This is a genomic window from Micromonospora sp. ATLC20, from assembly GCF_057196585.1.
The window spans coordinates 17,083-41,671 of the sequence record NZ_JBXUOV010000038.1; the positions used below are offsets into that span (position 1 = coordinate 17,083).

Genomic DNA, 24,589 nt, shown 5'->3' on the forward strand with positions numbered 1-24,589 from the left:
CGGCTGGCAGGATGTGGACGTGCGTTTCGCGGAGCTGGCGGCCACCTCGGCCGCGGTCGGCGCCACCAGCGGCCGTCGGGCCAAGGTGGAGCTGCTGGCCGCCGCGCTGCGCGGGCTGGAGCCGGGCGAGATACCGGCCGGTGCCGGCTACCTCGCCGGTGAGCTGCGCCAGCGTCAGACCGGTGTCGGCTGGGCGGGCCTGCGTGACCTGCCCCCGCCGGCCGCCGAGCCGACGCTCACCGTCGCCGCCGTGGACGCGGCGATCGAGGAGATCTCCCGCGTCGCCGGGTCCGGTTCGCAAGCCCGCAGGCGGGACCTGGTCGGCCGTCTCTTCGCCGCCGCCACCGCCGACGAGCAGCGCCTGCTGACCGGCCTGTTCCGGGGCGAACTGCGTCAGGGCGCGCAGGCCGGGCTGCTGACCGACGCGATCGCGCGCGCCGCCGACGTGCCGGTGACCGCCGTGCGCCGGGCCCTGCTGCTCGCCGGTGACCTGCGGGCGGTGGCGGTCGCGGCGCTCACCGGCGGCGCCGCCGCGCTGGCCGGTTTCGGGCTCCAGGTGGGCCGGCCGCTCGCGCCGATGCTGGCGCAGAGCGCGCCCTCGGTCGACGAGGCGCTCACCGCCACCGGCGTGCCGGCCGTGGTCGACGTCAAGCTCGACGGCATCCGCATCCAGGTGCACCGCTCCGGGGCGGACATCGCGGTCTTCACCCGCAGCCTGGACGAGATCACCGGCCGGCTGCCCCAGGTGGTCGCAGCCGTCCGCGCGCTGCCCGCACGCGAGCTGGTGCTCGACGGCGAGGCGATCGGGCTGGACGCCGCCGGCCGGCCGCTGCCGTTCCAGGAGACGTCCAGCCGGGCGGCCCGTCGCACCACGCCCAGCACCACCGGGCCGACGCAGGTCGCGCCCGCCGTGCTGGCCGCCGCCGAGCGCACCGGCGAACCGGTGCTCACGCCGTACTTCTTCGACCTGCTGCACCTCGACGGCGCCGACCTGATCGACGCACCCGGCCGGGAGCGGTGGGCGGCCCTGGCCCGCGCTGTCGACGGTTCGCTGCTCGTCGACCGGGTCGAGGTGGACGACGCGGAGCAGGCGGCCACGGCGTTCGCCGCGGCTGTCGACGCCGGTCAGGAGGGCGTGGTCGTGAAGGACCCGGCCGCGCCCTACGACGCCGGTCGGCGCGGCTCGGCCTGGGTCAAGGTCAAGCCGCGGCACACGCTCGACCTGGTGGTCCTCGCGGTCGAGTGGGGCAGCGGCCGGCGGGAGGGCTGGCTGTCCAACCTGCACCTCGGCGCCCGCGATCCGCGCACCGGCGAGTTCGTCATGCTGGGCAAGACGTTCAAGGGGCTCACCGACGAGCTGCTGCGCTGGCAGACCGAACGGTTCCTGTCGCTCGCCGTGGAGAAGGGCGACTGGGTGGTGCGGGTCCGGCCGGAACAGGTGGTCGAGATCGCGTTCGACGGGGTGCAGACGAGCAGCCGGTACCCGGGCGGCATGGCGTTGCGCTTCGCCCGCGTGCTGCGCTACCGCGACGACAAGACCGCCGCCGAGGCGGACACCATCGACGCGGTCCGCGCCATCCACGCCGGCCGGGTCACCGGCTGACGGCTCAGCCCGCCGACAGCGACCGGGCGTAGTTGACCTGGTTGTTGAGCTGCTGCACCTGGAACTGGTCGGTGACCGGGATCCGCGCGACGTACTGGTGCCCGCCGCTGCTCACCGTCACCTGCACGGTGCCGTAGTGCCGCGTCTCCTTGATCAGCAGGAACAGGAGGCTGAACACGGTCAGGCAGAAGAAGCCGAGGATCGCGGCGACGACGGCCCAGGGCGCGATCTTCTCCTCCTTCTGCCAGTAGTCGGTCACGTACCAGGAGGCGCCGGCGAGTGGCAGGACACCGGCCGGGGTACGGATCACCGGCGGCGTCACCACGATCTCGGCGATCTGCACGGCCACCGCCGACTGCGTGGGCGGCACCGGCCCGGGCGGCGGGTACGCCCCGGGTGCGGGCCCGTAGTACGGCGCGACCACCCCGGCCGCCGGCACCGGCGGCGCGGAGAACTGGGCAGGCGGCGCCGAGTATGGGGCGGGCGGCGCGGAGTATTGCGCGGGCGGTGCGGAGTATTGCGCGGGCGGTGCGGAGAACTGCGGCGCGGCCGGGAACTGCGCGGTGGGCGGCGGCGCGGAGAACGGTGCGGGGGTGACCGGTGCGTCCGGCGCGGCGATCACCGGGAACTGCTCGGTGGGGGGCGCGACGGCCGGCGGCATGGCCGACCACGGGTCGTACGCGGGTGGCTCGGCGGCCGGGGGCGTCGTGGCGTCAGAGGTCACCGCGACCCCCACGATTGACGATCATCCGCGGACCCTACCAACGTCCCCGCCGCCCGGTGTGCCGCCGGATCCACGGCCCGCCCTGCGCGGGAGCCTCATCGCTCGGAACGGATATGCCTGAGAGGCATGAACATGCCTCTCAGGCATATCCGTCGTGAGGAGTCCTTCGTCGATGGCGGCTACGGCGAGTAACGGGCGCCTGTGCAGAGGATCGACGAGGCGGGCCGTGCCCGGTGAGGCCTGTTCAGGCGGAGGTGGGAGTGGCCGGCTCGGCGGCGCGGTCCACCGGCTCACCCGGGGTGTCCAGCCCGGCCCGGCGGCGGGCCTCCCGGCGCGCCACCCAGCCGTAGCCGAACAGGCTCATCACCGCGAAGATCCACCACTGCCACACGTAGCCGAAGTTCTGCCAGTTGTTCGTGTGCCCGATCTGGACCGCCTGGAAGGCCGGGTCGGCCGCCGGCGTCTGCCCGTCGAGCAGCACGTAGCCGCCGGTCACCGGGTAGGGGAGCTGATCGGCCAGGCGGGGGATGTCGATGCGCCGGGCCTCCAGCTTGCCGTCGCGCCGGCTGACCGCGCCGCCGCCGCTCTCGCTGCCGACGACCCGGCCGGTCACTGTCACCTCGCCGGTCGGCGCCGCCGGCACCTCCGGCTGGACTGTCGCGCCGGCGCCCGGCACGGGCGGGATCCAGCCCCGGTCGACGAGCACCGCGGTGCCGTCGGTCAGCACCAGCGGGGTGAGCACCTCGAAGCCGACCGTCCGGTCGAGGGTCCGGCCGCGGATCAGGACGGTGTTCGCGCTGTCGTACCGGCCGGTGGCGGTGACCCGGCTCCAGGTGAGTTCCTCGGACGGCGCGGGACCGACGTCGCCGTCGCTGGGCGCGGGGAGCGCGTCGCGCAACGGCGCGGGTGTCATGGTGGCCCCGGCGTCGATGCGCTCGTTGACGGCCGTGCGCCCCCGGTAGCGGTCCAGCTGCCAGTTGCCCAGGAACACCATCACCGTGGCGGCGACGAGCGTGAGCGCGAGGTAGCCGAGCCAGCGCGGGGTCAGCAGGAACCGGTACACGTTGGCCAAGGCTACCCGTATGAGCGATGCCACTCGCCGCTGCCAGGCAGAAACGGCGGTGTGCGCGGCTCTCGCGCGCCGGGCCGGACGGGTATGGTCACGCGGGCGGAAACCACCCACATCAGGAGTCGATGATGACCGACGTGCCGCGCGTCGTGCTGAGTGCGCCCTCCTCGGGGCACGGCACCGGCGCCGTCTCCCTCGGCCTGCTCGCGGCGCTCACCGACCGGGGGATCCCGGTGGCCGGGTTCAAGGTCGGGCCGGACCAGGTGGACGCGGCGTATCTGGGGCTCGCCGCCGGGCGCGCCGGGCGCACGCTTGATCCGAGACTGGTCGGCCCGGAGCGGATCGCCCCCCTCTTCGCGTACGGCGCTGATGGCGCCGGGTTCGCGCTGGTGCAGGGCACGATGGGCCTCTACGACTCGGTCGCCGGACGACCCGAGAGCGAGTCCACGGCGGCAGTCGCCACCGCGCTGCGCAGCCCGGTGGTGCTCGTGGTGGACGTGGCAGCGATGGGCCAGTCGGTGGCCGCGCTGGTGCACGGTTTCCGGGCGTACGACGACGAGCTGTGGCTGGGCGGCGTGATCCTCAACCGGGTGGCCTCGCCCCGGCACGAGGCGCTGCTGCGTGAGGCGCTCGACGACGTGGGCGTGCCGGTCTACGGGGCGCTGCGCCGGCACGAACTGCCCCCGGTGCTGCCCGCCCGCCGGTACGGCACCGGGCCCGTGGTGCGCGCCGACGCGGACGCCGAACGCGGCGTACGCCGGCTCGGTGAGGCGGTGGCCGCCACCGTCGACCTCGACCGGCTGCTGGCGCTGGCCCGCTCCGCCCCCGCGCTCACCGTCGAGCCGTGGTCGCCGGAGCCGGCCGACGCCCCGCAGCCGTCGGGGGAGCGCCCGGTGGTCGCGCTGGCCGGCGGTCCGGCCGGCGCCTACAGCCACCCGGAGACCGCCGAGCTGCTGCGCGCCGCCGGGGCCGACGTGGTCACGCTCGACCCGTTGCGCGACGAGGCGCTGCCCGCCGGGGCCCGCGCGCTCGTCGTCGGCGGCGGGCTGCCCGAGACGTACGCGGAGCAGCTCTCCGCCAACCGCCGCCTGTGCATCGCGGTGGCCGAGCTGGCCCGTTCGGGCCGCCCGGTGATCGCCGAGGGCGCGGGCCTGCTGTGGCTGGCCCGCGAGCTGGACGGCCTGCCCATGTGCGGGGTGCTCGACGCGGTCGGCACGGTCCGGGACGGCCTGGTGGTCGGCTACCGCACGGCCACCGCCGTCACCGACAGCGTGGTGGCGGCGGCCGGTGCCACGGTGACCGGGCACAAGCAGCACGCCGCAGTGCTCACGCCGCGCGCCGGTGACCGGCCGGCCTGGCGCTGGGAGGGTGGCAATCCGGAGGGCTTCGTCCGGCAGGCGGTGCACGCCTCGCAGCTCGTGCCGCACTGGGCCGCGCATCCGGACATCGCGGCCCGGCTGGTGGCCGCCGCGCTGGCACCGGTGGGGGCGTCGGCGTGATCGGGCAGGTGGCGGTACGCCGTTTCCCGGCACTGACCGTCTCCACCCCGCGCATCGAGGTGCGGCACCTCGTCGCCGCCGACGCGGAGGCGATGGACGAGGTGTTCGCCGACCGGCAGACGCAGCGCTGGCTGCCGCTGGCCGATGCGTCCGGGCAGATCGACGGGCGGGCGTGGTGCACCGAGCTGGCCCGGCAGCGGCGGGACAGCGGCGACGGCGACCACTGGGCGGTGGTCCGCCGGGAGGACCAGCGGGTGGTCGGCTCGCTCTGGGCCCGCCGTACCGACTGGGGCGCCCGGCTCACCGAGTTGTCGTACGCGATCGCGCCGCACGCCCGGGGCTACGGCCTGGCGGTCGAGGCGGTGGACGCGGTGGCCATCGCGCTGATCCTGGAGCACGGGTTCCAGCGGGTGGAGCTGCGGGTGGCGGCCGGCAACGTGGCGTCTCGGCGGGTCGCCGAGAAGGCCGGCTTCAGTTACGAGGGCCTGCTGCGCAACGCCGGTTTCGTCAGGGGCGCCCGGGTCGACCTGGAGCTGTGGTCCTTCGTAGCCGCCGACCTCCGCTGACCACCCCCTGCGCCCAACCTCCTCCCGACGTCGATCAAGGAGTTCGCGTCTGCGGATCGGGCGATCCGTGACGCAAACTCCTTGATCAACTACCCGGGCGCACCCCCGGGCGGATCAGGGCGGGTCAGCCGACTATCCGGTCCGAGGGTGGGGTGAACTGGCGGGTGGGCTGGCCCTTCAGGGAGTCCCGCAGGGTCTGCGCCACCGCGTTCACCGGGATCTGCGACTGCCCGTCGCCCACCGCGTTGAACGGATTGTCCGGGTCGGCGATGAAGCTCGCCGCCGCCAGCTCCGGCGTGTAGCCGACGAACCACGCCGACCGGGTGCTGTCCGTCGTACCCGTCTTGCCGGCGACCGGGCGGCCGACCGTACCCCGGACGCTGTCGGCTGTCGACCAGCCGCCGCAGCTTCCCTTGGCCGGGGTGTCGCCGGTGGGGCAGCGCGCCGCGTCGGTGGCGGCGCGGGCCGCGTCGGCGTTCACCACCTGCCGGCACCGCGGCTTGGCCACCTCCCGTTGCACCCCGCCCGGCGTGGTGTACGTGGCCGGCGTGCCGTCCCGGTTCATGATCGCGTTGACCGGGATGGCCTCGCAGTAGCGCCCGTCGGCGGCGATGGCGGCGTACGCGTTCGCCATCTCCAGCGGGGTGGCGTCGGAGACGCCGAGCGTGAACGCGCCCCACTTCTTCGCCTTGCCCGGCGACGCCTGTTCCTTGTCCACGTCGGTACGCCAGCGCAGCCCCAGTTGCTCGGCCAGGCGCACCCCGGCGTCCGCGCCGATCTTCTCCTCCAGTTGGACGAAGTAGGTGTTCACCGACTTGCCGAACCCGGACCACATGGTCTGCCGGCCGGTCATCGCGCCGCTGGCGTTGGACGGCGCCCACCCGTCGTAGACGGCCGACTTGTACGTGTACGGCGAGTCGTACGCGGTGGACAACGGCATCCCGGCGTTGAGCGCGGCGAGCATCGGGAACATCTTGAACGTCGAACCGGCCTGGTAGCCCGGTAGCGTCCCGCCGCCGAGCAGCGGCGCCACCGTGTTCGGGTAGTTCGCCTTGACCTTCGGCCCGGCCTCCGGGTTCGAGCTGTTCGGGTTCTCGGCCAGGTCGAGCGAGTAGTTCCGGTTCACCGCCATCGCCTTGATCCGCCCGGTGCCGGGCTCGGCGACCACGATGCCGTTGGCGAACGGGCTGCCGGTGTTGTCCTTGGCACCCACGTTCTTCTCCGCCGCCGCCTGGGTCTTCGGGTCGAGCGCGAGCACGATCCGGTAGCCGCCACGGCGCAGCTTGTCCATCCGTTCCAGCCGGTTCTCGCCGAACGCGGGCTGGGAACTCCACCAGTTCTTCAGGTAGTCGCAGTAGAAGCCCCAGCTGCGGTGGCCGCCGTCGATGGCGGCGCAGTCGTTGGGCGGGTCGGTCAGCTTCAGCTTGATCGGCTGGCCCTTCGCCGCGGCGGCGGCGTCGGGCGACAGGTAGCCGAGGCGGGACATGTTGTCCAGCACGTAGTTGCGCCGGCCGGTGGCCTCCTTCTGGTCGGAGGTGATCGGGTCGTACTCCGACGGCGACTTCACCAGCCCGGCCAGCGTGGCCGCCTCGACCGGGGTGAGCGTGGCCGGCGTCTTGGAGAAGAAGATCTGCGAGGCGGCGTAGATCCCGTACGCCCGGTGACCGAAGTAGGCCGAGTTGAGGTAGCGCTCCATGATCTGCTCTTTGCTCAGGTGCTTCTCGATGTCCAGCGCCATGCGCATCTCCTTGACCTTGCGCAGGCTTGTCTGCTGGGTCGCCTCCTGGACCTCCTTGGGCGTGGTCGCGCTGTCCCGCAGCGCCATCCGCACGTACTGCATGGTGATCGTCGAGGCGCCCTGGGATACGCCGCCGGATCGGGCGTTGGAGACGAAAGCGCGCGCCACGCCCTTCGGGTCGACGCCGTGGTGCTGGTAGAAGCGGTTGTCCTCGGCGGCGACGATCGCCTGCTGGATGTTCGGCGACATGTTCTCGATCTTGGTGTACTGCCGGTACTCCTCGTAGAACATCGTCAGCACCGTCTTGCCGTCGGGCGCGTAGACGTACGAGGTCTCGGCCGGCAACGCGGTCTTGAGGATGTTCGTCTTCTGTTCGATCGCGTGCGCGGTGGCCTTGGCCCCGATGCCGGTGACGGCGACCAGCGGGTACAGGGCGGCGGCGACCACGATGCCGGCGATCAGCCCGGCGCGGAGAAGGGGAACGAGACGGCCAGCGGAAGCAAGGGGACGACTGCTCACGGGGTCAAGCTATGACATTTCCGATTCGGAAATGAGAAGAACTCATAAACCGGCGGACCGTGACGCGACCCACGCCGGGATGCGCTGTCCCGGGCGGCGGCTACCCGGCAGGATCGCGGACATGCCCGCAGCACCGACCGGGAGCGCCGCCGCGCTCGACGAGCCCGACCTGGGCCACCACGGGGACGCCGAGGCCACGCCCGGCCTGGTGGACCTGGCCGTGAACGTGCGCCGCGCCCCGATGCCGGACTGGCTGGCCGACCCGATCACCGCCGCGCTGGGCGACCTGGCCGCGTACCCGGACCCGGCGCCGGCCCGCGCCGCCGTCGCTCACCGGCACGGGCGACCCCCGGAAGAGGTACTCCTCACCGCCGGCGCCGCCGAGGGATTCGTCCTGATCGCCCGCGCGCTGTCCGGCGTCCGCCACCCCGTGGTGGTGCACCCGCAGTTCACCGAGCCGGAGGCCGCGCTGCGGGCCGCCGGGCACCGGGTGGACCGGGTGCTGCTCGACCCGGCCGACGGCTTCCGCCTGGACCCGGCCCGCGTCCCCGGCGACGCCGACCTCGTCATGATCGGCAACCCCACGAACCCGACCTCGGTGCTGCACCCGGCCGACACCATCGCCGCGCTGGCCCGCCCCGGCCGGGTACTCGTGGTCGACGAGGCGTTCGCCGACACCACCGCCGCACCCGGCGTCGACGGCGAGCCCGAGTCGCTCGCCGCTCGCCGCGACCTCCCCGGCCTCGTGGTGGTGCGCAGCCTCACCAAGACCTGGGGCCTGGCCGGGCTGCGGATCGGCTACCTGCTCGGCGACGCCGCGCTGCTGGCCCGGTTCGCCGCCGCGCAGCCGCTCTGGGCGGTCTCCACCCCGGCGCTCGCCGCCGCCACCGCCTGCGCCGCGCCGGCTGCCGTCGCCGCCGAACGCGCCATCGCCGCCGAACTCGCCGCCGACCGCGACCACCTGGTGGCCCGCCTGTCCGGCCTGCCGGGGGTACGCGTGGCGGGCCGCCCCGCCGCCGCCTTCGTCCTGATCCACGTGGCCGGCGCCGCCGACGTACGCGAGCGGCTGCGCGCGCACGGCTGGGCGGTACGCCGGGGCGACACGTTCCCCGGGCTCGGCCCGGACTGGCTCCGGATCGCCGTACGCGACCGGGGCACCACCGACGCGTTCATCGAGACGCTGGCACGGATCCTGGAGGCATGATGCTGGAGTCCACAGTCGCGGCGATCCGGCCGCTGGACGAGGACGCCATGGCGGCGGCCCGCGAGTTGCAGGGGCGGCTGACCAAGCCCGCCGGCTCGCTCGGCGCCCTGGAGCCGCTCTCGGTACGCCTCGCCGGGCTGGCCGGCGCCTGCCCGCCGCCGCTGCCCGAGCCGGCCGCGGTGGCGATCTTCGCCGGTGACCACGGCGTGCACGCCCAGGGCGTGACCCCGTGGCCGCAGGAGGTCACCGCCCAGATGATCGCCAACTTCCTGGCCGGCGGCGCGGTCGTGAACGCGTTCGCCCGCCAGGCCGGCGCCTCGGTCACGGTGGTGGACGTCGGCGTGGCCACCCCGATCCCCGGCGCCGAATCCGCCGATCCGGCCGGCCCGCGCCTGGTGTCCGCGAACGTCCGCCCCGGCACCCGCGACATGACTGTCACCGCGGCGCTCACCCGGGACGAGGCCCGTACCGCCGTCGAGACCGGCATCCGGGTCGCCGGCGAGCTGATCGACGCCGGGGCGGGCATCCTGCTCACCGGCGACATGGGCATCGGCAACACCACCCCGTCCGCCACGCTCATCGCCGCGTTCTCCGGCGTGGACGCCGAGGCGGCCACCGGGCGGGGCACCGGGGTCGACGACGAGACGTACGCCCGCAAGGTGGCTGTGGTGCGGGCCGCGCTGGCCCGGCACGAGCCCGACCCGGCCGACCCGCTGGGCGTGCTGGCGACCGTCGGCGGGCTGGAGCACGCCGCGCTGACCGGCCTGATCCTCGGCGCCGCCGCGCGCCGCGTGCCGGTGCTGCTCGACGGCGTGATCGCCGTCAGCGCCGCGGTCGCCGCCGCCGCGTTCGCGCCGGACGCGGTGGGCGCCATGGTCGCCGGGCACCGCAGCGCCGAGCCGGGCGCCACGGCGGCACTGCGGCACCTCGGCCTGGAACCGCTGATCGACCTGGGACTGCGGCTCGGCGAGGGCACCGGGGCGCTGCTCGCCCTGCCGGTGGTCACCGGCGCGGTCCGGGTACTGCACGAGGTCGCCACGTTCGACTCCGCCGGGGTGGCGGAGAAGTGACCGAGCCGGCCGGGCCGACGCCGCCCAGCCCGTACCCGCTGGGGTTGCGGCTGGGCGGGCGGCGCGTGGTGGTCGTGGGCGGGGGAGCGGTCGCCACCCGGCGGGTCCCCGCGCTGCTCGACGCCGGCGCGGACGTGCTGCTGGTGTCGCCCGAGCTGACCCCGGCGCTGCGCGCGCACGTCGACGCCGGGCGGCTGCACTGGGAGCCGCGCCGGTTCGCCCCCGACGACCTGGACGGCGCGTGGCTGGTCCAGGTGGCTGTCGACGACCGGGCCGCCGCCGCCGCGGTCAGCGCGGCAGCGGCCGAGCGGCGGATCTTCTGCGTACGCGCCGACGACCGGACGGCGGCGAGCGCGTGGACCCCGGCGGTGACCCGGCACGGCCCGGTCACCGTGGCGGTACTCGGCGGTGGCGACCCCCGCCGAGCGATGGGCGTCCGCGACGCCATCCGCGCCCTGCTCGGAAGGAGGGGCCCCCTTTTAACCCCTGCGGTAGAGGAGGGGCCCCCTGTTAACACCGGCGGGCGCGTCGCACTCGTCGGATCCGGGCCGGGCGACCCGGAGCTGATCACCGTGAAGGGGTGGCGGCTGCTCACCGAGGCCGAGGTGGTCGTCGCCGACCGGCTCGTGCCCGGCCTGCTCCTGGACGAACTGCGGCCGGACGTCGAGCTGGTCGACGCCTCCAAGATCCCGTACGGGCCGTCGCGTGCCCAGGAGGAGATCAACCGGATCCTGGTGGACCGGGCGCGGGCCGGCAAGGTGGTGGTACGGCTCAAGGGCGGCGACCCGTACGTCTTCGGCCGTGGCGGCGAGGAACTGCTGGCCTGCGCCGAGGCGGGTGTGCCGGTGACAGTCGTGCCCGGTGTGACGAGCGCGATCGCGGTGCCCGAGGTGGCCGGCGTGCCGGTGACGCACCGGGGCGTGGCGCACGAGTTCACTGTGGTGTCCGGGCACCTCGCGCCCGACGCGCCCGCGTCGCTGGTGCGCTGGGACGCCCTCGCCGGGCTGCGCGGCACGCTCGTGATCCTGATGGGCCTGAAGAACCTCGCCGCGATCAGCGCCACGCTGATCGCGCACGGCAAGCCGGCGGAGACTCCCGCCGCGGTGATCCAGGAGGGCACCACAGCCGCCCAGCGGATGCTGCGATCCACACTGGGCGCGGTCGCGCAGGACGTCGAGACCGCCGCCCTGCGTCCACCCGCGATCGTGGTGCTCGGCGACGTGGTCCACGCCCTGACCCCCGACGCCCCGACGCGCGCCTGACCTCGGCCTGACCTCGGCCTGACCTCGTCGATCTTGCACTTGGTGCCCACCAGGCGCCCGTTATGGCCCTTATGTCGGGGCGGTAAGTGCAAGATCGCCGGGCCGGGGACGGGGGACGTCAGTCCCCCGCCCCGGTCGGGTCACTGCTTGAGCATGTTGTCGAGCAGCAGGGCGCAGCGGATCAGGCCGAGGTGGCTGTACGCCTGCGGGTGGTTGCCCAGCCCGCGCTCGGCCAGCGGGTCGTACTGCTCCGGCAGCAGCCCGGTCGGACCGGCCGTGTCGACCATCTGGGTGAACAGCTCCTCGGCGTCGCTGCGGCGGCCGGTGCGCAGGTACGCCTCGATCAGCCACGACGTGCAGATGTGGAAGCCGCCCTCCCGGCCGGGCAGGCCGTCGTCCCAGTGGTACCGGTAGACGACCGGACCGCTGCGCAGCTCCGCCTCGATCTTGAGCACGGTGGAGAGGAAGCGCGGGTCGTCGCCGGCGAGCAGCCCGGAGATGCCGATCCACAGCGACGAGGCGTCCATCTCCTCGTACCCGTAGGCGACGCTGTAGGCCTCGGCCTCCGGGTGCCAGCCGTGCTCCAGCACGTTCGAGGCGATCCGGTCGCGCAGCTCGACCCACTCGGGCCGGTCCTCGCCGCCGTGGCGGCGGACGACGTGCAGCGCGCGGTCCACCGTCATCCAGAGCATGACCTTGGAGAAGACGTGGTGCCGCGGGGGGAGGCGGGCCTCCCAGATGCCGTGGTCGGGCTCGTGCCAGCGGCGGCGTACCGCCTCGACCATATTCTCCAGCACCCGCCACTCGTCGTCGCGGATCGAGCCCCGGGCGTCGGCCACCGCCGCGATCAGGTCCGCGACCGGGCCGAAGACGTCGAGCTGAAGCTGGTGGTTGGCGAGGTTGCCGACGCGTACCGGCCGGGAGCCGGCGTAGCCGGGCAGCGTGTCGATGACCGCCTCGGCGCCCAGCTCGAAGCCGTCCACCGTGTAGAGCGGGTGCAGCCGTTCCGGGTGCCCGCCGGTGCGCTCGACCACGCCGTCGATCCAGCGCAGCAGCCCTTCGGCCTCCTCGGTCGAGCCGAGGTCGACAAGCGCGCGGGCGGTCATCGCCGCGTCCCGCAGCCAGCAGTAGCGGTAGTCCCAGTTGCGGACACCGCCCAGCTCCTCGGGCAGCGACGTGGTGGCCGCGGCGAGGATCGAGCCGGTCGGTTCGTGGCAGAGGCCGCGCAGCGTCAGCGCGCTGCGGGCGACCAGGTCCCGGGCGGTGGCGGGCAGCCGCAGTGAGGCCACCCAGTCCTTCCAGGGCTGCTCGGCGGCGGTCTGCCGCTCGTGCAGCGGCAGCCGGTGCGGCTCCAGGCTCTGCGTGCCGAAGCGCAGCTCCAGCACCACCTGGCCGCCGGCCGCCGACAGGTCGACCACCGCCTTCGCGGTCTCGTACCCGGCGTCGTTCGTGACCTCCCACTCGACGCCGGGAGAGTGCAGCGCGACCGGCTCGTTGGAGCCGAGCACCAGCAGCCCGTCGTCGAGCGGCTGGAGCTGCACCGCCACCTGACCGAACTCGGGGCGCGGCGCGAACTCGACCCGGGCCCGCCCGGTGCCGCTGAGCACCCGGACCAGTGTCGAGTCGCCGCTGACCACTGCCGGGTCGTCCGGCGTGGTCTCCCGTACCGGAAGGTCGAGCCAGTCGGTCACGGTCAGGCCGGACCAGCGGGTCTCGACGGTCATCGTGTTGCTGCGGTAGCGCTGGCCCAGCGGGATGCCGCCCCGCTCCGGGCCGACCGTGAAGTGCCCGGCCGGGCTGCCGCCGACCAGGTCGGCGAAGATCGCCGCCGAGTCCGGCTTCGGGTGGCACAACCAGGTGATCTTGGCTTCCGGCGTGACGAGCGCGACGGTACGGCCGTTAGCGAGCATCGAGTGCCGCTCGATCGGCACCGCCCGCTCGCCGAACAGCCAGTGCCGCCGCGTCTCCAGCAGCAGACCCAGCGCGCGGGCCGCCTCGATCGGCTCGGCCACCCGGTAGTCGGCCCGCGTCTCCCCGGGACCGATCTTGATGCCGACGTCCGGCCCGGTCAGGTTGCCGAAGGCGTTCTCGTCGGTGACGTCGTCGCCGATGAACAGCACCGCGCTGGCGGCGAGCTGGGTACGGAGCTGGTCGACGGCGGTGCCCTTGTTGGTCACGACCACCGACAGCTCGATGACCTCCTTGCCCTGGGTGACTGTCACGCCCTCCCAGGTCGCGGGGCCGTTGCGGACCGCCTCGACGGCCCGGGCGGCGACGTGCGGGTCGACGCCGCGGGTGTGCACGGCCACGCTGGCCGGCTTGCGTTCCAGGCGGATGCCGGGGTGCTCGGCGGCGATCTCGCGCAGCGCCTCGCGGAGCCGGTGCCGGACCGCGATCAGCTCGGGGGTGAGCCGCTCGACGAAGCCGATGTCGAACTCCGAGCCGTGGCTGCCGACCAGGTGCACCTCGCTCGGCAGCCGGGAGAGTGTGGCCAGGTCGCGCAGCGCCCGGCCGGAGACGACGGCGACGCTCGTCTGCGGCAGAGCGGCGAGCGCGCGTACGGCCGCCACCGACTCGGGCAGCGGCACCGCCTTGCTGGGGTCCTCGACGATCGGCGCCAGTGTGCCGTCGTAGTCGCAGGCGACCAGGAGTTGCGGAACCCGGGCGATACGGCCGATGGCGGCACGCAGTTCGGGATCCAGCACGCCGCCGTGGGCGGCGGCGGGGGCGGGCGAGGTCACGCAGCCTCCGTATCGGGGACGCCGAGCTCGCTGAGGAACGACTTGGCCCAGTGGCCCACGTCGTGGCTGCGCAGATGGCGCTGCATGACGCGCATCCGGCGGCGGGCTTCGGGCTTTTCGACATGCACGGCCCGCAGCAACGCGTCCTTCACCGCGTCCGGGTCGTGCGGATTACACAGGAACGCCTGGCGCAGCTCTGTCGCGGCGCCGGCGAACTCACTGAGCACGAGCGCGCCGCCCTGGTCGGCGCGCGATGCGACGTACTCCTTGGCCACCAGATTCATTCCGTCTCGCAGCGGGGTCACCATCATCACGTCGGCCGCGACGTACATCGCGGCCAGTTCGGAGCGACTGTACGACTGATGCAGATAATGCACTGCAGGCACGCCGACCCGGCCGAATTCACCATTGATCCGGCCAACCTCGCGTTCCACCTTCACCCGAAGTGCCTGGTAGTGCTCCACACGCTCACGGCTGGGCGTGGCGACCTGCACCATAACCGCGTCCGGAACTGTCAACTTTCCGTCAGCGAGGAGTTCGCGGAAGGCCTTCAGCCGGAGTTCGATGCCCTTGGTGTAGTCGAGCCGGTCGACGCCCAGGATGATCGTCTTCGGGTTGCCCAGCTCCTCGCGGATCTGCTTGGCCCGGGCCTGGATCGCCGGGTCCTCGGCCAGCCGCTCCATCTCCTTGGTGTCGATCGAGATGGGGAACGCGCCCGCCTTCACCTGCCGGCCGTCGACCTGGATCATCTGGCCCTCGTAGCGCAGGCCGAGCAGGTGGCGGGCCAGGCGGACGAAGTTCTGCGCCGCCAGCCGCTGCTGGAAGCCGACCAGGTCCGCGCCGAGCAGTCCACGCAGGATCTCGGTGCGGAACGGCATCTGCATGAACAGCTCGATCGGCGGGAACGGGATGTGCAGGAAGAAGCCGATCCGCAGGTCCGGCCGCAACTCGCGGAGCATCGCCGGCACGAGCTGGAGCTGGTAGTCCTGGACCCAGACCGTCGCGCCCTCGGCCGCCACGTCCGCCGCGGCCTCCGCGAACCGGGCGTTCACCAATCGGTACGCCTCGCGCCAGCGCCGCTTGTATGCGGGCGTCTCCACCGCGTCGTGGTAGAGCGGCCAGATCGTCGCGTTCGACTGGCCCTCGTAGTAGCGCTCCAGTTCCTCGGCGCTCAGCGGCACCGGGTGCAGCCGGATGCCCTCCAGGTCGAACGGCTCGGGCGCGGCGCCGGTGCCGCCGGCCCACCCCACCCAGGTGCCCTGGTGCTCGGCGAGCACCGGGTGCAGCGCGGTCACCAGCCCGCCGGGGCTGCGCCGCCACTGCCGTCCCTCGGGTGTGCTCACCTCGTCGACCGGCAGACGATTGGCCACTACGACAAAGGAGCTACGGACGGTCACGATCGGCCACCTCCGGGTACTGACGGGTCCACCGCGATGAGCGTACTGAGCGTAGCTGCGGCGTCTGATCCCCCGTGCCGGAGTTACCTACCCGTCCCAGAACCGCCGAACCCACCGCGTGATCTTGTCGACACCGGCGGCTCAGAGGTCGATGATCGGCCACTCCTTGGGGAGCACCTCACCGAGCAGTTCCCGCCGGTCCGTCACGATCGGCACGAGCGGGTTGGCGGCTGCCTCCATGGCCAGCTGCGCGAGGTCCATCCGGCCGGTCATCCGGCGCGACCAGCCGCCGAGATACGCACACATGTCCGGTTCCACCGGGGTGATCTGTACTTGCGGCAGCGCGGCCAGCAATTCGAGAAGCTCCCACTGCGCGGCCGTGGCCTGCTGATGCGCGTGCGCCAGGCAGAGGGCGGGCACCAGCACGTCACGCGCGTAGTCGGCAGCCTCGGCGATCCTCGCGCCGACGTCCTTGGCGCCCGAGGCGTAGGCCAGCAGTGCGGCCGTGTCGAGCGCCAGGCCGAACTGCGTCACCGGCGTGCCTTCGCCCTGGCCGCAAGGACCTCCGACTGGAGCTTGGTGGCCTGCTCGCGCAGCTCGGGCGTGATGCTCGCGGCGAGTTGCTGCATCTCCGCGTGGGCCCGGTCCACGTCCTCCTCGGCGATCGTGACACCGGCGCGAGCGAGCACCACCCGCGTCTGTTCGCCGGCCATCTGACGGCGCACGGCACGTGCCACGAAGGCGGACACATTCGGCTCCTTGGCCAGCCGCTCCGCGACATCGTCCGGAAGGCTCACGGCGATCTTCTTGGTCATACGTCAAGGCTATTCAGTCATACCTGCGCTGGCAACGCGGCACCCCGCCGTACCCCTGGGGTGGGGTGATGTGGGCGTGGCGGTCCGTACCTGTCAGGATTGACGACGGCGTGCGCGCGGCCGGCTCCCGGCCGGCGGCGGCAGGCGGAGATCGACGCCCGCGCCCCGCACCCGACAAGCCCGCGATCGCAACCCGACGGAGGTAGCCCGCACCGTGGCCCAGTTCATCTACGTCCTGGACAAGGCGCGCAAGGCGCACGGCGACAAGGTCGTGCTCGACAACGTGACGCTGAACTTCCTGCCGGGTGTCAAGATCGGGGTGGTCGGTCCGAACGGCGCCGGTAAGTCCAGCCTCCTCAAGATCATGGCAGGGCTGGACCGGCCGAGCAACGGCGAGGCCCGGCTCATGCCCGGCTACTCCGTCGGCATGCTCGCGCAGGAGCCGCCGCTCAACGACGCCAAGACGGTCCTCGGCAACGTCGAGGAGGCGGTCGCCGAGACCAAGGCCAAGCTGGAGCGGTTCAACAAGATCGCCGAGCAGATGGCCACGGACTACTCCGACGAGCTGATGGAGGAGATGGGCAAGCTCCAGGAGGAGCTGGACGCCTCCGACGCGTGGGACATCGACTCCAAGCTCGAACTCGCGATGGACGCGCTGCGCTGCCCGCCGCCGGACGCCGACGTCACCAAGCTCTCCGGTGGTGAGCGCCGCCGGGTGGCGCTGTGCAAGCTGCTGCTGGAGGCGCCGGACCTGCTGCTGCTCGACGAGCCCACCAACCACCTGGACGCGGAGAGCGTGCAGTGGCTGGAGCAGCACCTGGCCAAGTACGCCGGCACCGTCCTGGCGATCACCCACGACCGGTACTTCCTGGACAACGTGGCCAACTGGATCCTGGAGCTGGACCGCGGCCGGGCCTACCCGTACGAGGGCAACTACTCCACCTACCTGGAGAAGAAGGCCGCCCGGCTGTCCGTCGAGGGACGCCGCGACGCCAAGATGAAGAAGCGCCTCTCCGAGGAGCTGGAGTGGGTCCGCTCGAACGCCAAGGCGCGGCAGACCAAGTCCAAGGCCCGGCTGGACCGCTACGACGAGATGGCCGCCGAGGCGGAGAAGACCCGGAAGCTGGACTTCGAGGAGATCCAGATCCCGCCGGGCCCGCGCCTGGGCAACACGGTCATCGAGGCGCAGAACCTGACCAAGGCGTTCGGTGACCGGGTGCTGATCGACGACCTGTCGTTCTCGCTGCCCCGCAACGGCATCGTCGGCATCATCGGCCCGAACGGCGTCGGCAAGACCACGCTGTTCAAGACCATCGTCGGTCTGGAGCAGCCGACCAGCGGCTCGGTCCGGGTCGGCGAGACCGTCTCGCTGTCGTACGTCGACCAGAACCGGCAGGGCCTGGACGGTGACAAGACCGTCTGGGAGGTCGTCTCCGACGGGCTGGACCACCTCATGGTGGGCAAGGTCGAGATGCCGTCGCGGGCGTACATCGCCGCGTTCGGCTTCAAGGGGCCGGACCAGCAGAAGCCGACGAAGGTGCTCTCCGGCGGCGAGCGCAACCGGCTCAACCTGGCGCTGACGCTGAAGATCGGCGGCAACGTGATCCTGCTCGACGAGCCGACGAACGACCTGGACGTGGAGACGCTGTCCAGCCTGGAGAACGCGCTGCTGGAGTTCCCCGGCTGCGCCGTGGTCATCTCCCACGACCGGATGTTCCTGGACCGGGTCGCCACGCACATCCTGGCCTGGGAGGGCGACGACCAGAACCCGGCCAAGTGGTTCTGGTTCGAGGGCAACTTCGAGGCGTACGAGAAGAACAAGGTCGACCGGCTCGGCGCCGAGGCGGCCCGTCCGCACCGGGTGACCTACCGCAAGCTCACCCGTGACTGACCGCTTCGTCTACCACTGCGCGCTGCGCTGGTCCGACCTGGACGCGTACGGCCACGTCAACAACGCCCGCTTCCTCACGCTCTACGAGGAGGCCCGGGTGGCGATGATGTTCGCCGGCGGCCGGGCGTGGGGAGTGGGCTCGTTCGCCGACGGGGTGGTCATCCGCCGGCACGAGGTCGACTACCTGCGCCCGGTCGACTACGCGCTCGGCCGGGCCAGCGCGGAGGCCGCCCCGACGGTACGGATCGAGCTGTGGGTGGATCAGATCAGGGCCGCCTCCTTCTCGGTCGCGTACGAGCTGTACGACGGCGACACGCTGGCCGGCACCGCCCGGTCGCTGCTGGTGCCGTTCGACCTGACGGCGCAGCGCCCGCGCCGGATCTCGCCGGAGGAGCGGGCGTTCCTGCTCCGCTACGCGCCGGGGCTGAGCGGATGACCGGGCACGGGTTGACCGGAACGGCCGACGCCGGGGCCTTCCTGGCCCGGCTGGTCCGGCTCGACCCGGCCACACTGGTGCGGCTGCGACCGGTGCCGGGCGCGGGCCGTACCGCCCTCTGGGCGCGGCTGCCGTGGGGCGTGCTCGTGGTCCGTACCGTGCCCGGCACCGCCCCCGGTGACGTCACGGTCGCCGCGGGGGAGCTGCTGGCCGAACTCTCCGCCGAGGGCGAGGCGCTTCCGGTACGCCGGGACGACGGCTGGCGGTGGCAGCTCCCGCCGGCGGCGAGCCGGGCGGTGGAGGCGCTGCCCGGCGCCGAGCTGCGCCGGATCGCGGAGGCGGCGGCCGGGACGCTGCGCGAGGCGGCCACACACGGCGTGGCGGGCCGCGCGGTCGGGCAGCGGGTGCTGCGGGACGCGCTGCTGGACCACGTCGCCGTGGTGGTGACCCCGGACGAGGCGCCGCGGACGCCGGTGGAGGTGTCGCAGCGACTGGTGCAGGCGCTGGTCCGGATGGGTTTCCTCGGCACCGGCGCGGACGACGTTCAGGTGCGGACGGCTGGTCGATGGGTCGGACTCGTCGGACCGTTCGGGGCAGCCTGGTCGCGGACCGTCGCCGATCTTGCACTCAGGCCGACGCCAGGTCATCCGAACGGATGACCCCGCGTCGTCCTTCCGGTTTGGGGCGGTCGTTGGGGGGATGCCTCAGGCCGCCTGTCCGGGTACCGTCCATCCTCGGATCCAACGCACCGTAGGCGTCCGGATCCGCTGGGGAGTGAGGTGCGCGAGCGATGCCGTGGTGGTCATGGCGCCCTGGTCCCGCCGCTGGCGGGGAGCCGGAGACTCGAAGCGGGACCACAGTGGATGACACCATCCGGGTCGGACCACCGACCCCTCGCCAGCCGGGGGACGACGTGGCGCCGCCCGAGCGGCCGGCCCTCGCGGACATGCCGGCCACCGTCGCGCCGGTCACGCTGAGCCGGGTCTGCGACGCGCTCGACCTGCTCGACGTGCGCTATCTGGCCGACGGCGACGGCAACCTGCTGGCCATGTGGGAGCGGCACGCCGTGCTCGTCGCGCTGGAGGGCCCCGAGGACGAGATCCTCGTGATGCGGGCCCGCCCGCACGCGACGGTCCCGCCGGACTGGGCCGACCGGGCCTACCGCGTCGTGAACGAGTGGAACCACACCCGGCGCTTCTGCAAGGCGTACATCGGTGACCCGACCGAGCGCGGTCAGCTCCCGATCTACGCCGAGTTGCAGGTCCCGCTCGGCGCCGGCGCCCACGACGCGCTGCTGGTCGAGATGCTCGACTGCGGCGCCGCCGTCGCGGTGACGTTCGTCGACTGGCTGCACGACGAGGGCGCCCTGCTCTGAGCCGGGCTCAGCCGGCCGGGTCCTCCATCACGTTCACCATGAAGTAGGCGGCCCGCTCCAGGTAGTCCCAGAGCGCCGTGGCGAGCTGCGGCGGCAGGTCCAGCGCGTCCACCGCCCGGCGCATGTGGTGCAGCCAGGCGTCCCGCTCGGCCGCGCCGATCCGGAACGGTGCGTGCCGCATCCGCAGCCGCGGGTGGCCGCGCTGCTCCGAGTAGGTGTGCGGGCCACCCCAGTACTGGATGAGGAACAGGGTCAGCCGGTCCGCCGCCGGGCCCAGGTCCTCCTCCGGGTACATCGGCCGCAGCAGCGGGTCGTCGGCCACACCGGCGTAGAACTCGTCCACCAGCTTGCGGAAGGCCGGTTCACCGCCGATCGCCTCGAAGAGGGTCATCGACTCGCCTGGGGAAGTCACGCTTCCATCCTGCCAGGTGCGGCCCGGCACCCGCGCCCGCCCGCCGGGCGGCGCGGATCACGTCACCGCGTGCCGGCGTCGGCCGTGCTCCCGGTTCCGGTCACCGGAGGCGGGGCCGGGCGCGTGGGAGTGCGCCGGTCCGCCACCGGCCGCCGACTCCGCGCGGGCGGCCGCGACGGCCTCGTGGATCACCTGTGGCCGGGGCCAGGCGAGCGCCGCCACCGACATGATCAGCACCCCCGCGGCGCTCCACACGCCGACCACCGACGGGACCGAGAAGCGCTCGGCGAGCGCGCCCGTGGCCAGCACCGCGGCGCCCTGGATGATCTGTGTGCCGCTGGCCATGACGCCGAACGCCCGGGCCCGGAAGCCCTCCGGGAGCGCTTGCACGAACAGGCCGTTGGCGACCGGGACGAGCCCGGCGACGGCGAAGCCGCAGCCGGCGGCCAGCAGCGCCACCACCGCCGGCGGCGGGTTGAACAGCGCGGGTACGAGCGTCGCCGGCGCGATGATCATCAACGGTCGCATCAGCGTCAGCCGCCGGTCCGGGCCGACGAGCCGGCTGATGGTCAGCCCGCCGAGGATGTATCCGACCGGGACGGCGGCCATGATCAGACCTTGGGCGGTGCCGGCGTCCATCCGGCCGTCGGTCCGGTCGGCGGCCCAGCCCGCGGCCAGTCCTTCGGGGACGATCGAGAAGAGCATCGCGCTGAACACCAGCACCGCGATGGCGCGCAGCACCGGCCGCTCGAAGACGATCTGGAAGCCCTGGACGGTCTCCCGCAGCAGGTGGCTGCGGTGCACCTCGGTCATCGCCGGTGGCCGCTCGCGTACGCCGAAGCGGACGATCGCGGCCGACACGGCGAAGGTCACGGCGTTGACGAGCAGCGCGGTGTTCGGGTTGAGCGCCGCCACCGTGGCGCCGATCAGGTAACCGACGACCTGGGCGGCCTGGCCGGCGCTGGTGAACGCGGCCAGGCCCACGACCAGCCGGTCCCCGGTCAGGATGTGCGGCATCAACGCGGACCGCGCCGCCTGGCTCGGCGGGTTCGCGAGCGTGGCCAGGAAGATCAGCGCGAAGATCGACCAGGTCGGCATCCAGGGCATCGCGACCAGCGCCATCAGCGCCATCCGCAGCAGGTCGCAGACGACCATGACCCGGCGGTAGTGGTGCCGCTCGGCGAGCGCGGAGAGCAGCGGGCCGCCCACCAGCCAGGGAAGGTAGCTGGCGGCGAACGCGGCGGCGGAGAGCGCGACCGAATCGGTCTCGCGCAGCACGAGCACGGTGACCGCGGCGCGGGCCAGATAGTCACCCACCCAGGAGAGGGTGTTGGCGGCGAAGATGGCGCGGAACTCCGACTGACCGAAGACGTCCCGGAATGTGGCCGGGGCCTCCCGGGCGGGTCGCGCGTCGGACACCGTCGCCTCCATCGTTCCTGGTCGACCACTTGTGATGGCCCGACCGGGAACCGTCGTCAGATCGATCGATCAGCGAGGACACGAGCACGCCCCCCGGTGGAGCGTGTGCACCGGATTCTGCCCGATCGTCTGACAACTGGCTAGGGCGAACGGATCGATCGTCGCATCTCCGACTGAACGAACGGACGATACCCGAGGGGCCGCGCGGTGCGGAACCCCGGAAATCGTCCGGCTCGTCCGGCGGCTCAGGTGGGTCCGCCGGTACCGGTACCCTCGGCGGCGGGCGGCGCCGGCGGCTGGACCGGGAGGCCGGGGAACAGCCGGGCAGCCGCGATCTGCGCGACGATCCCCGAGTTCTCCAACGCCTCCGCGAGGCGGCGGCGCAGCTCACGCCCGACCGCGAACTGCCCGTCAGCGGTGGTCTTGACGACGGTACGGATCACCGCGCCGTCGACAGTCATCTGCTCGACGCCCAGGACCTCCGGCTGCTCCACGATGCTCGGCGCCAGCTCCGGGTCCAGCGCCACCGACGCCGCCGCGGTACGCAGCACTGCGGTGGCATCCTCGGTGCCGGCGAACCCGATCGGCAGGTCGACCACGACGAGCGCCCAGCCCTGGCTCTTGTTCCCGACGCGGACGATCTCGCCGTTGCGGATGTACCAGAGCACGCCCCGGCCGTCCCGGACCGTGGTGACCCGCAGCCCGACCGCCTCGACCACGCCTGTGGCCTCGCCCAGGTCGACCGTGTCGCCGACGCCGTACTGGTCCTCGATCAGCATGAACAGGCCGGCGATCAGGTCCTTGACCAGGCTCTGCGCGCCGAAGCCGAGCGCCACGCCGGCGATGCCCGCGCTGGCCAGCAGCGGGGCCAGGTCGAAGCTGAACTCCTTGAGCACCATCAGCAGCGCGATGCCGAAGACGAACGCGGTGACCATGCTGCGCAGCACCGACCCGATCGCCTCGGCCCGCTGCCGCCGCCGCTCCGGCACGAACTGGTCCGGGTCGAGCGTGGCGCTGGGGATGCGTTCCCGCAGCGGGCGGAGCATGGTCGGCACCGCGCCCTGGGTGGTGGTCCGCACCAGCCGGTTGATGGTCCGGTGCAGCGCCCATCGGGCGGCCACCGCGATCAACAGGATCAACGCGACCCGTAGCGGCTTCAGCAGGACCCAGTAGCTGCTCTCGGCGAACCAGGCGGAGCCGGTGAGCCGGTACAGGAACTCGCAGGAACTGCTGCCCTGGCAGTCCGGCTTCCGGTCGGAGAAGGCCGACAGCAGGGCGGAGATCAGGTCGGAGACGTTCACCCTGCTTTCGTACCGCACCGGTGACGGGCGGCGGACACCGCCACCTCGGCGAAGTGTCGCTACCGGAGGGGGTAGCCCGGATTAGTACGTGCAATCCGGGGCGCGATCAGGGACTATTGGCGCAACGGACGTCGGTGATCCGGCCGGCGTCGGAGCCGTTCCGCGCTGTCCGCGGGGCGGGTCCGGCGCAGACGAGGCGGGAACGACTGGACCGGGAGGGTGAGCGCGATGCCTGACATACGACCCACGGCGGGCTCCGGTGCACTCGTTCTCAACGCCACCTACGAGCCCCTGTGCGTCGTGTCGGTGCGTCGTGCCGCGATCCTCGTCCTCAGCGCCAAGGCGGTCTGCGTCGCCGACGGCGAGGGCATCCTGCACAGCGCGCGCAACGCGTTACCGGTGCCCTCGGTGGTGCGCCTGACCCGCTACGTCCGGGTGCCGTACCGCACCCACGTCGGGTTGTCCCGGCGGGCGGTGTTCGCCCGCGACGGGTGGCGGTGCGCGTACTGCCGGGGGCCGGCCGAGACCATCGACCACGTCTTCCCGCGCAGCCGGGGCGGCCGGCACGCCTGGGAGAACGTGGTCGCCGCGTGCGCGCGGTGCAACCACACCAAAGGCGACAAGACGCCCGCCGAGCTGGGCTGGCGGCTGCACCACCTGCCGGCCGCGCCCAAAGGAGCCGCCTGGCGGGTGCTCGGGCACCGCGCCCCCGACCCACGCTGGGCGGACTGGCTCGACCTGCGCGAGCCCGAGCCCGAGGCGGCCTGACCGGCCCGCTCAGCGCGCCTTGACCAGCGCGGCGTAGACGACCAGGTTGTCCGCGTACCCGGTCTCGCCGCCCACCCAGCGCCCGCCGCAGGTGATCAGCCGCAGGTTGGGCCGGCTGAAGTCGCCGTAGACGTCCTCCACCGGCAGCTTCTCCTTGCCGTACCGCTCGATCGACGTCACCTCGAACACCGCCACCGAGCGGTCCTCGCGGGTCACCTCGATCCGGTCGCCGTCGTCGAGGTCCTTCAGCCCGTGGAAGACGGCCGGACCGGTGGTGGTGTCGACGTGCCCGACGAGCACCGCCGGGCCGTACTGGCCGGGCGTGGGGCCCTTGTCGTACCAGCCGACCTCGCCTGCGCGCTCCACGTCCGGCACCGCGATGCTGCCGTCGGGCGCGATGCCGACCCGGTGCACCGGCGCGCGCAGGTTCAGCTTGCCGATGCTCAGGTCCGTCGGCGGGCTGGCCGGCAGGACCGGGAACTTCTTCGGTGGCGGGCGTAGGCCGGCCACGATCCGGTCCGGCAGCACGCTGACGCCGGTCACCCGTTCCACGCCGAGCATCGCGACGATCAGGGCCATCACGCTCGCCACCACGAGCACCGGGATCCCGGGGCTGCGGCTCGGGGCGTACCGGCGGGTGGTGGTCCCGGCGGCGCGGGCCGGGACCGGCCGGGACTGCGGGTCGGCGGTGGCGACGCTGGCCGAGAACGCGTGCCCGGCGACGTGGGCGAACCGGCGCGCGGCGCGGGACGTCAGCCGCAGCGCGGCCCGGAGCCGGCC

Annotated in this window: 22 protein-coding genes; 11 read left to right on the forward strand and 11 right to left on the reverse strand. The window is 73.1% G+C overall.

Features of this window, described 5'->3' with window-relative positions; translation table 11 throughout:
- The first annotated feature begins 19 nt into the window (after positions 1-19).
- A complete protein-coding gene (locus AC2CHG_RS11350) occupies positions 20-1,603 on the forward strand; it encodes an ATP-dependent DNA ligase (protein WP_262014121.1) in 1,584 nt (527 codons plus the stop codon).
- A 4-nt stretch (positions 1,604-1,607) separates the two neighbouring features.
- Here the strand turns inward: AC2CHG_RS11350 and AC2CHG_RS11355 are convergent, their stop codons facing one another.
- A complete protein-coding gene (locus AC2CHG_RS11355) occupies positions 1,608-2,327 on the reverse strand; it encodes a hypothetical protein (protein WP_484524699.1) in 720 nt (239 codons plus the stop codon).
- Between the two features lie 244 nt (positions 2,328-2,571).
- Positions 2,572-3,390 (reverse strand): SURF1 family cytochrome oxidase biogenesis protein, encoded by an 819-nt coding sequence (locus AC2CHG_RS11360; RefSeq protein WP_484524700.1) that lies wholly within the window; start codon positions 3,388-3,390, stop codon positions 2,572-2,574.
- Positions 3,391-3,524: 134 nt separating this feature from the next.
- On the opposite strand from AC2CHG_RS11360, the gene AC2CHG_RS11365 reads away from it, so the two are divergent.
- Together AC2CHG_RS11365 and AC2CHG_RS11370 are read left to right on the forward strand one after the other, a co-directional pair.
- Positions 3,525-4,895, forward strand: a complete 1,371-nt coding sequence (locus AC2CHG_RS11365; RefSeq protein ID WP_262014124.1) for a cobyrinic acid a,c-diamide synthase CobB — start codon at positions 3,525-3,527, stop codon at positions 4,893-4,895.
- Positions 4,892-5,461 carry a GNAT family N-acetyltransferase gene (locus AC2CHG_RS11370; RefSeq protein ID WP_135241673.1) on the forward strand — a complete coding sequence of 190 codons (570 nt, stop codon included), beginning with the start codon at positions 4,892-4,894 and terminating at the stop codon, positions 5,459-5,461. The genes AC2CHG_RS11365 and AC2CHG_RS11370 overlap by 4 nt, the downstream gene beginning before the upstream one ends.
- Positions 5,462-5,585: 124 nt before the next feature.
- Here the strand turns inward: AC2CHG_RS11370 and AC2CHG_RS11375 are convergent, their stop codons facing one another.
- The gene (locus AC2CHG_RS11375) at positions 5,586-7,718 is read right to left on the reverse strand and encodes a transglycosylase domain-containing protein (protein WP_484524701.1); all 2,133 of its coding nucleotides are present in this window, start codon (positions 7,716-7,718) and stop codon (positions 5,586-5,588) included.
- Positions 7,719-7,839: 121 nt separating this feature from the next.
- On the opposite strand from AC2CHG_RS11375, the gene cobC reads away from it, so the two are divergent.
- Genes cobC through cobA form a run of 3 tightly spaced genes read left to right on the forward strand, consistent with a single transcriptional unit; the run spans position 7,840 to position 11,254 of the window.
- On the forward strand, positions 7,840-8,922 hold the full coding sequence (cobC, locus tag AC2CHG_RS11380) for an Rv2231c family histidinol phosphate aminotransferase CobC (protein ID WP_135241671.1): 1,083 nt from the start codon (positions 7,840-7,842) through the stop codon (positions 8,920-8,922).
- Positions 8,922-9,992, forward strand: a complete 1,071-nt coding sequence (cobT, locus tag AC2CHG_RS11385) for a nicotinate-nucleotide--dimethylbenzimidazole phosphoribosyltransferase (RefSeq protein WP_262014155.1) — start codon at positions 8,922-8,924, stop codon at positions 9,990-9,992. The genes cobC and cobT overlap by 1 nt, the downstream gene beginning before the upstream one ends.
- Entirely contained in the window at positions 9,989-11,254 is a 1,266-nt protein-coding gene (gene cobA / locus AC2CHG_RS11390) for a uroporphyrinogen-III C-methyltransferase (RefSeq protein WP_484524702.1), read from the forward strand. Before cobT ends, cobA begins: the two co-directional genes overlap by 4 nt.
- 140 nt (positions 11,255-11,394) lie before the next feature.
- On the opposite strand, the gene otsB is transcribed toward cobA, so the two are convergent.
- From otsB to AC2CHG_RS11410, 4 genes are all read right to left on the reverse strand, one after another.
- Positions 11,395-13,995, reverse strand: a complete 2,601-nt coding sequence (otsB, locus tag AC2CHG_RS11395; protein WP_318335400.1) for a trehalose-phosphatase — start codon at positions 13,993-13,995, stop codon at positions 11,395-11,397.
- On the reverse strand, positions 13,992-15,392 hold the full coding sequence (locus AC2CHG_RS11400) for an alpha,alpha-trehalose-phosphate synthase (UDP-forming) (RefSeq protein ID WP_013288079.1): 1,401 nt from the start codon (positions 15,390-15,392) through the stop codon (positions 13,992-13,994). Before AC2CHG_RS11400 ends, otsB begins: the two co-directional genes overlap by 4 nt.
- Positions 15,393-15,533: 141 nt before the next feature.
- A complete protein-coding gene (locus AC2CHG_RS11405) occupies positions 15,534-15,926 on the reverse strand; it encodes a hypothetical protein (protein ID WP_262014128.1) in 393 nt (130 codons plus the stop codon).
- A complete protein-coding gene (locus tag AC2CHG_RS11410; protein WP_262014129.1) occupies positions 15,923-16,207 on the reverse strand; it encodes a hypothetical protein in 285 nt (94 codons plus the stop codon). The genes AC2CHG_RS11405 and AC2CHG_RS11410 overlap by 4 nt, the downstream gene beginning before the upstream one ends.
- A 214-nt stretch (positions 16,208-16,421) precedes the next feature.
- Between AC2CHG_RS11410 and ettA the strand changes: the two genes are divergently transcribed.
- The 4 genes from ettA to AC2CHG_RS11430 all read left to right on the forward strand — a co-directional run bounded on the left by ettA (position 16,422) and on the right by AC2CHG_RS11430 (position 19,909).
- The gene (gene ettA / locus AC2CHG_RS11415; RefSeq protein ID WP_262014130.1) at positions 16,422-18,098 is read left to right on the forward strand and encodes an energy-dependent translational throttle protein EttA; all 1,677 of its coding nucleotides are present in this window, start codon (positions 16,422-16,424) and stop codon (positions 18,096-18,098) included.
- Complete coding sequence (locus tag AC2CHG_RS11420; RefSeq protein ID WP_135241665.1) at positions 18,091-18,534, forward strand: acyl-CoA thioesterase; 444 nt, start codon at positions 18,091-18,093, stop codon at positions 18,532-18,534. Before ettA ends, AC2CHG_RS11420 begins: the two co-directional genes overlap by 8 nt.
- Positions 18,531-19,193, forward strand: coding sequence for a DUF8185 domain-containing protein (locus AC2CHG_RS11425; protein ID WP_484524703.1), 663 nt, complete (start codon positions 18,531-18,533; stop codon positions 19,191-19,193). Before AC2CHG_RS11420 ends, AC2CHG_RS11425 begins: the two co-directional genes overlap by 4 nt.
- A gap of 131 nt (positions 19,194-19,324) precedes the next feature.
- Positions 19,325-19,909 carry a type III secretion system chaperone family protein gene (locus tag AC2CHG_RS11430; protein WP_252450198.1) on the forward strand — a complete coding sequence of 195 codons (585 nt, stop codon included), beginning with the start codon at positions 19,325-19,327 and terminating at the stop codon, positions 19,907-19,909.
- 7 nt (positions 19,910-19,916) lie between these two features.
- On the opposite strand, the gene AC2CHG_RS11435 is transcribed toward AC2CHG_RS11430, so the two are convergent.
- The 3 genes from AC2CHG_RS11435 to AC2CHG_RS11445 all read right to left on the reverse strand — a co-directional run bounded on the left by AC2CHG_RS11435 (position 19,917) and on the right by AC2CHG_RS11445 (position 23,014).
- A complete protein-coding gene (locus tag AC2CHG_RS11435; RefSeq protein WP_484524705.1) occupies positions 19,917-20,300 on the reverse strand; it encodes a globin in 384 nt (127 codons plus the stop codon).
- 78 nt (positions 20,301-20,378) lie between these two features.
- A complete protein-coding gene (locus AC2CHG_RS11440; RefSeq protein WP_484524704.1) occupies positions 20,379-21,752 on the reverse strand; it encodes an MFS transporter in 1,374 nt (457 codons plus the stop codon).
- A 233-nt stretch (positions 21,753-21,985) separates the two neighbouring features.
- Complete coding sequence (locus tag AC2CHG_RS11445; RefSeq protein ID WP_436798904.1) at positions 21,986-23,014, reverse strand: mechanosensitive ion channel family protein; 1,029 nt, start codon at positions 23,012-23,014, stop codon at positions 21,986-21,988.
- Positions 23,015-23,269: 255 nt separating this feature from the next.
- Between AC2CHG_RS11445 and AC2CHG_RS11450 the strand changes: the two genes are divergently transcribed.
- Complete coding sequence (locus tag AC2CHG_RS11450) at positions 23,270-23,809, forward strand: HNH endonuclease (RefSeq protein ID WP_013288071.1); 540 nt, start codon at positions 23,270-23,272, stop codon at positions 23,807-23,809.
- 9 nt (positions 23,810-23,818) lie between these two features.
- Here the strand turns inward: AC2CHG_RS11450 and AC2CHG_RS11455 are convergent, their stop codons facing one another.
- A complete protein-coding gene (locus AC2CHG_RS11455) occupies positions 23,819-24,571 on the reverse strand; it encodes a class F sortase (RefSeq protein ID WP_484524706.1) in 753 nt (250 codons plus the stop codon).
- Positions 24,572-24,589: the final 18 nt, after the last annotated feature.

Coding starts and splice junctions, on each gene's coding strand:
- AC2CHG_RS11430 (WP_252450198.1), top strand. CDS start 19,325: ATGCCGTGGTGGTCATGGCGCCCTGGTCCCGCCGCTGGCGGGGAGCCG.
- AC2CHG_RS11365 (WP_262014124.1), top strand. CDS start 3,525: ATGACCGACGTGCCGCGCGTCGTGCTGAGTGCGCCCTCCTCGGGGCAC.
- AC2CHG_RS11450 (WP_013288071.1), top strand. CDS start 23,270: ATGCCTGACATACGACCCACGGCGGGCTCCGGTGCACTCGTTCTCAAC.
- AC2CHG_RS11410 (WP_262014129.1), bottom strand. CDS start 16,207: ATGACCAAGAAGATCGCCGTGAGCCTTCCGGACGATGTCGCGGAGCGG.
- cobC (WP_135241671.1), top strand. CDS start 7,840: ATGCCCGCAGCACCGACCGGGAGCGCCGCCGCGCTCGACGAGCCCGAC.
- AC2CHG_RS11435 (WP_484524705.1), bottom strand. CDS start 20,300: ATGACCCTCTTCGAGGCGATCGGCGGTGAACCGGCCTTCCGCAAGCTG.
- AC2CHG_RS11440 (WP_484524704.1), bottom strand. CDS start 21,752: ATGGAGGCGACGGTGTCCGACGCGCGACCCGCCCGGGAGGCCCCGGCC.
- cobT (WP_262014155.1), top strand. CDS start 8,922: ATGCTGGAGTCCACAGTCGCGGCGATCCGGCCGCTGGACGAGGACGCC.
- AC2CHG_RS11425 (WP_484524703.1), top strand. CDS start 18,531: ATGACCGGGCACGGGTTGACCGGAACGGCCGACGCCGGGGCCTTCCTG.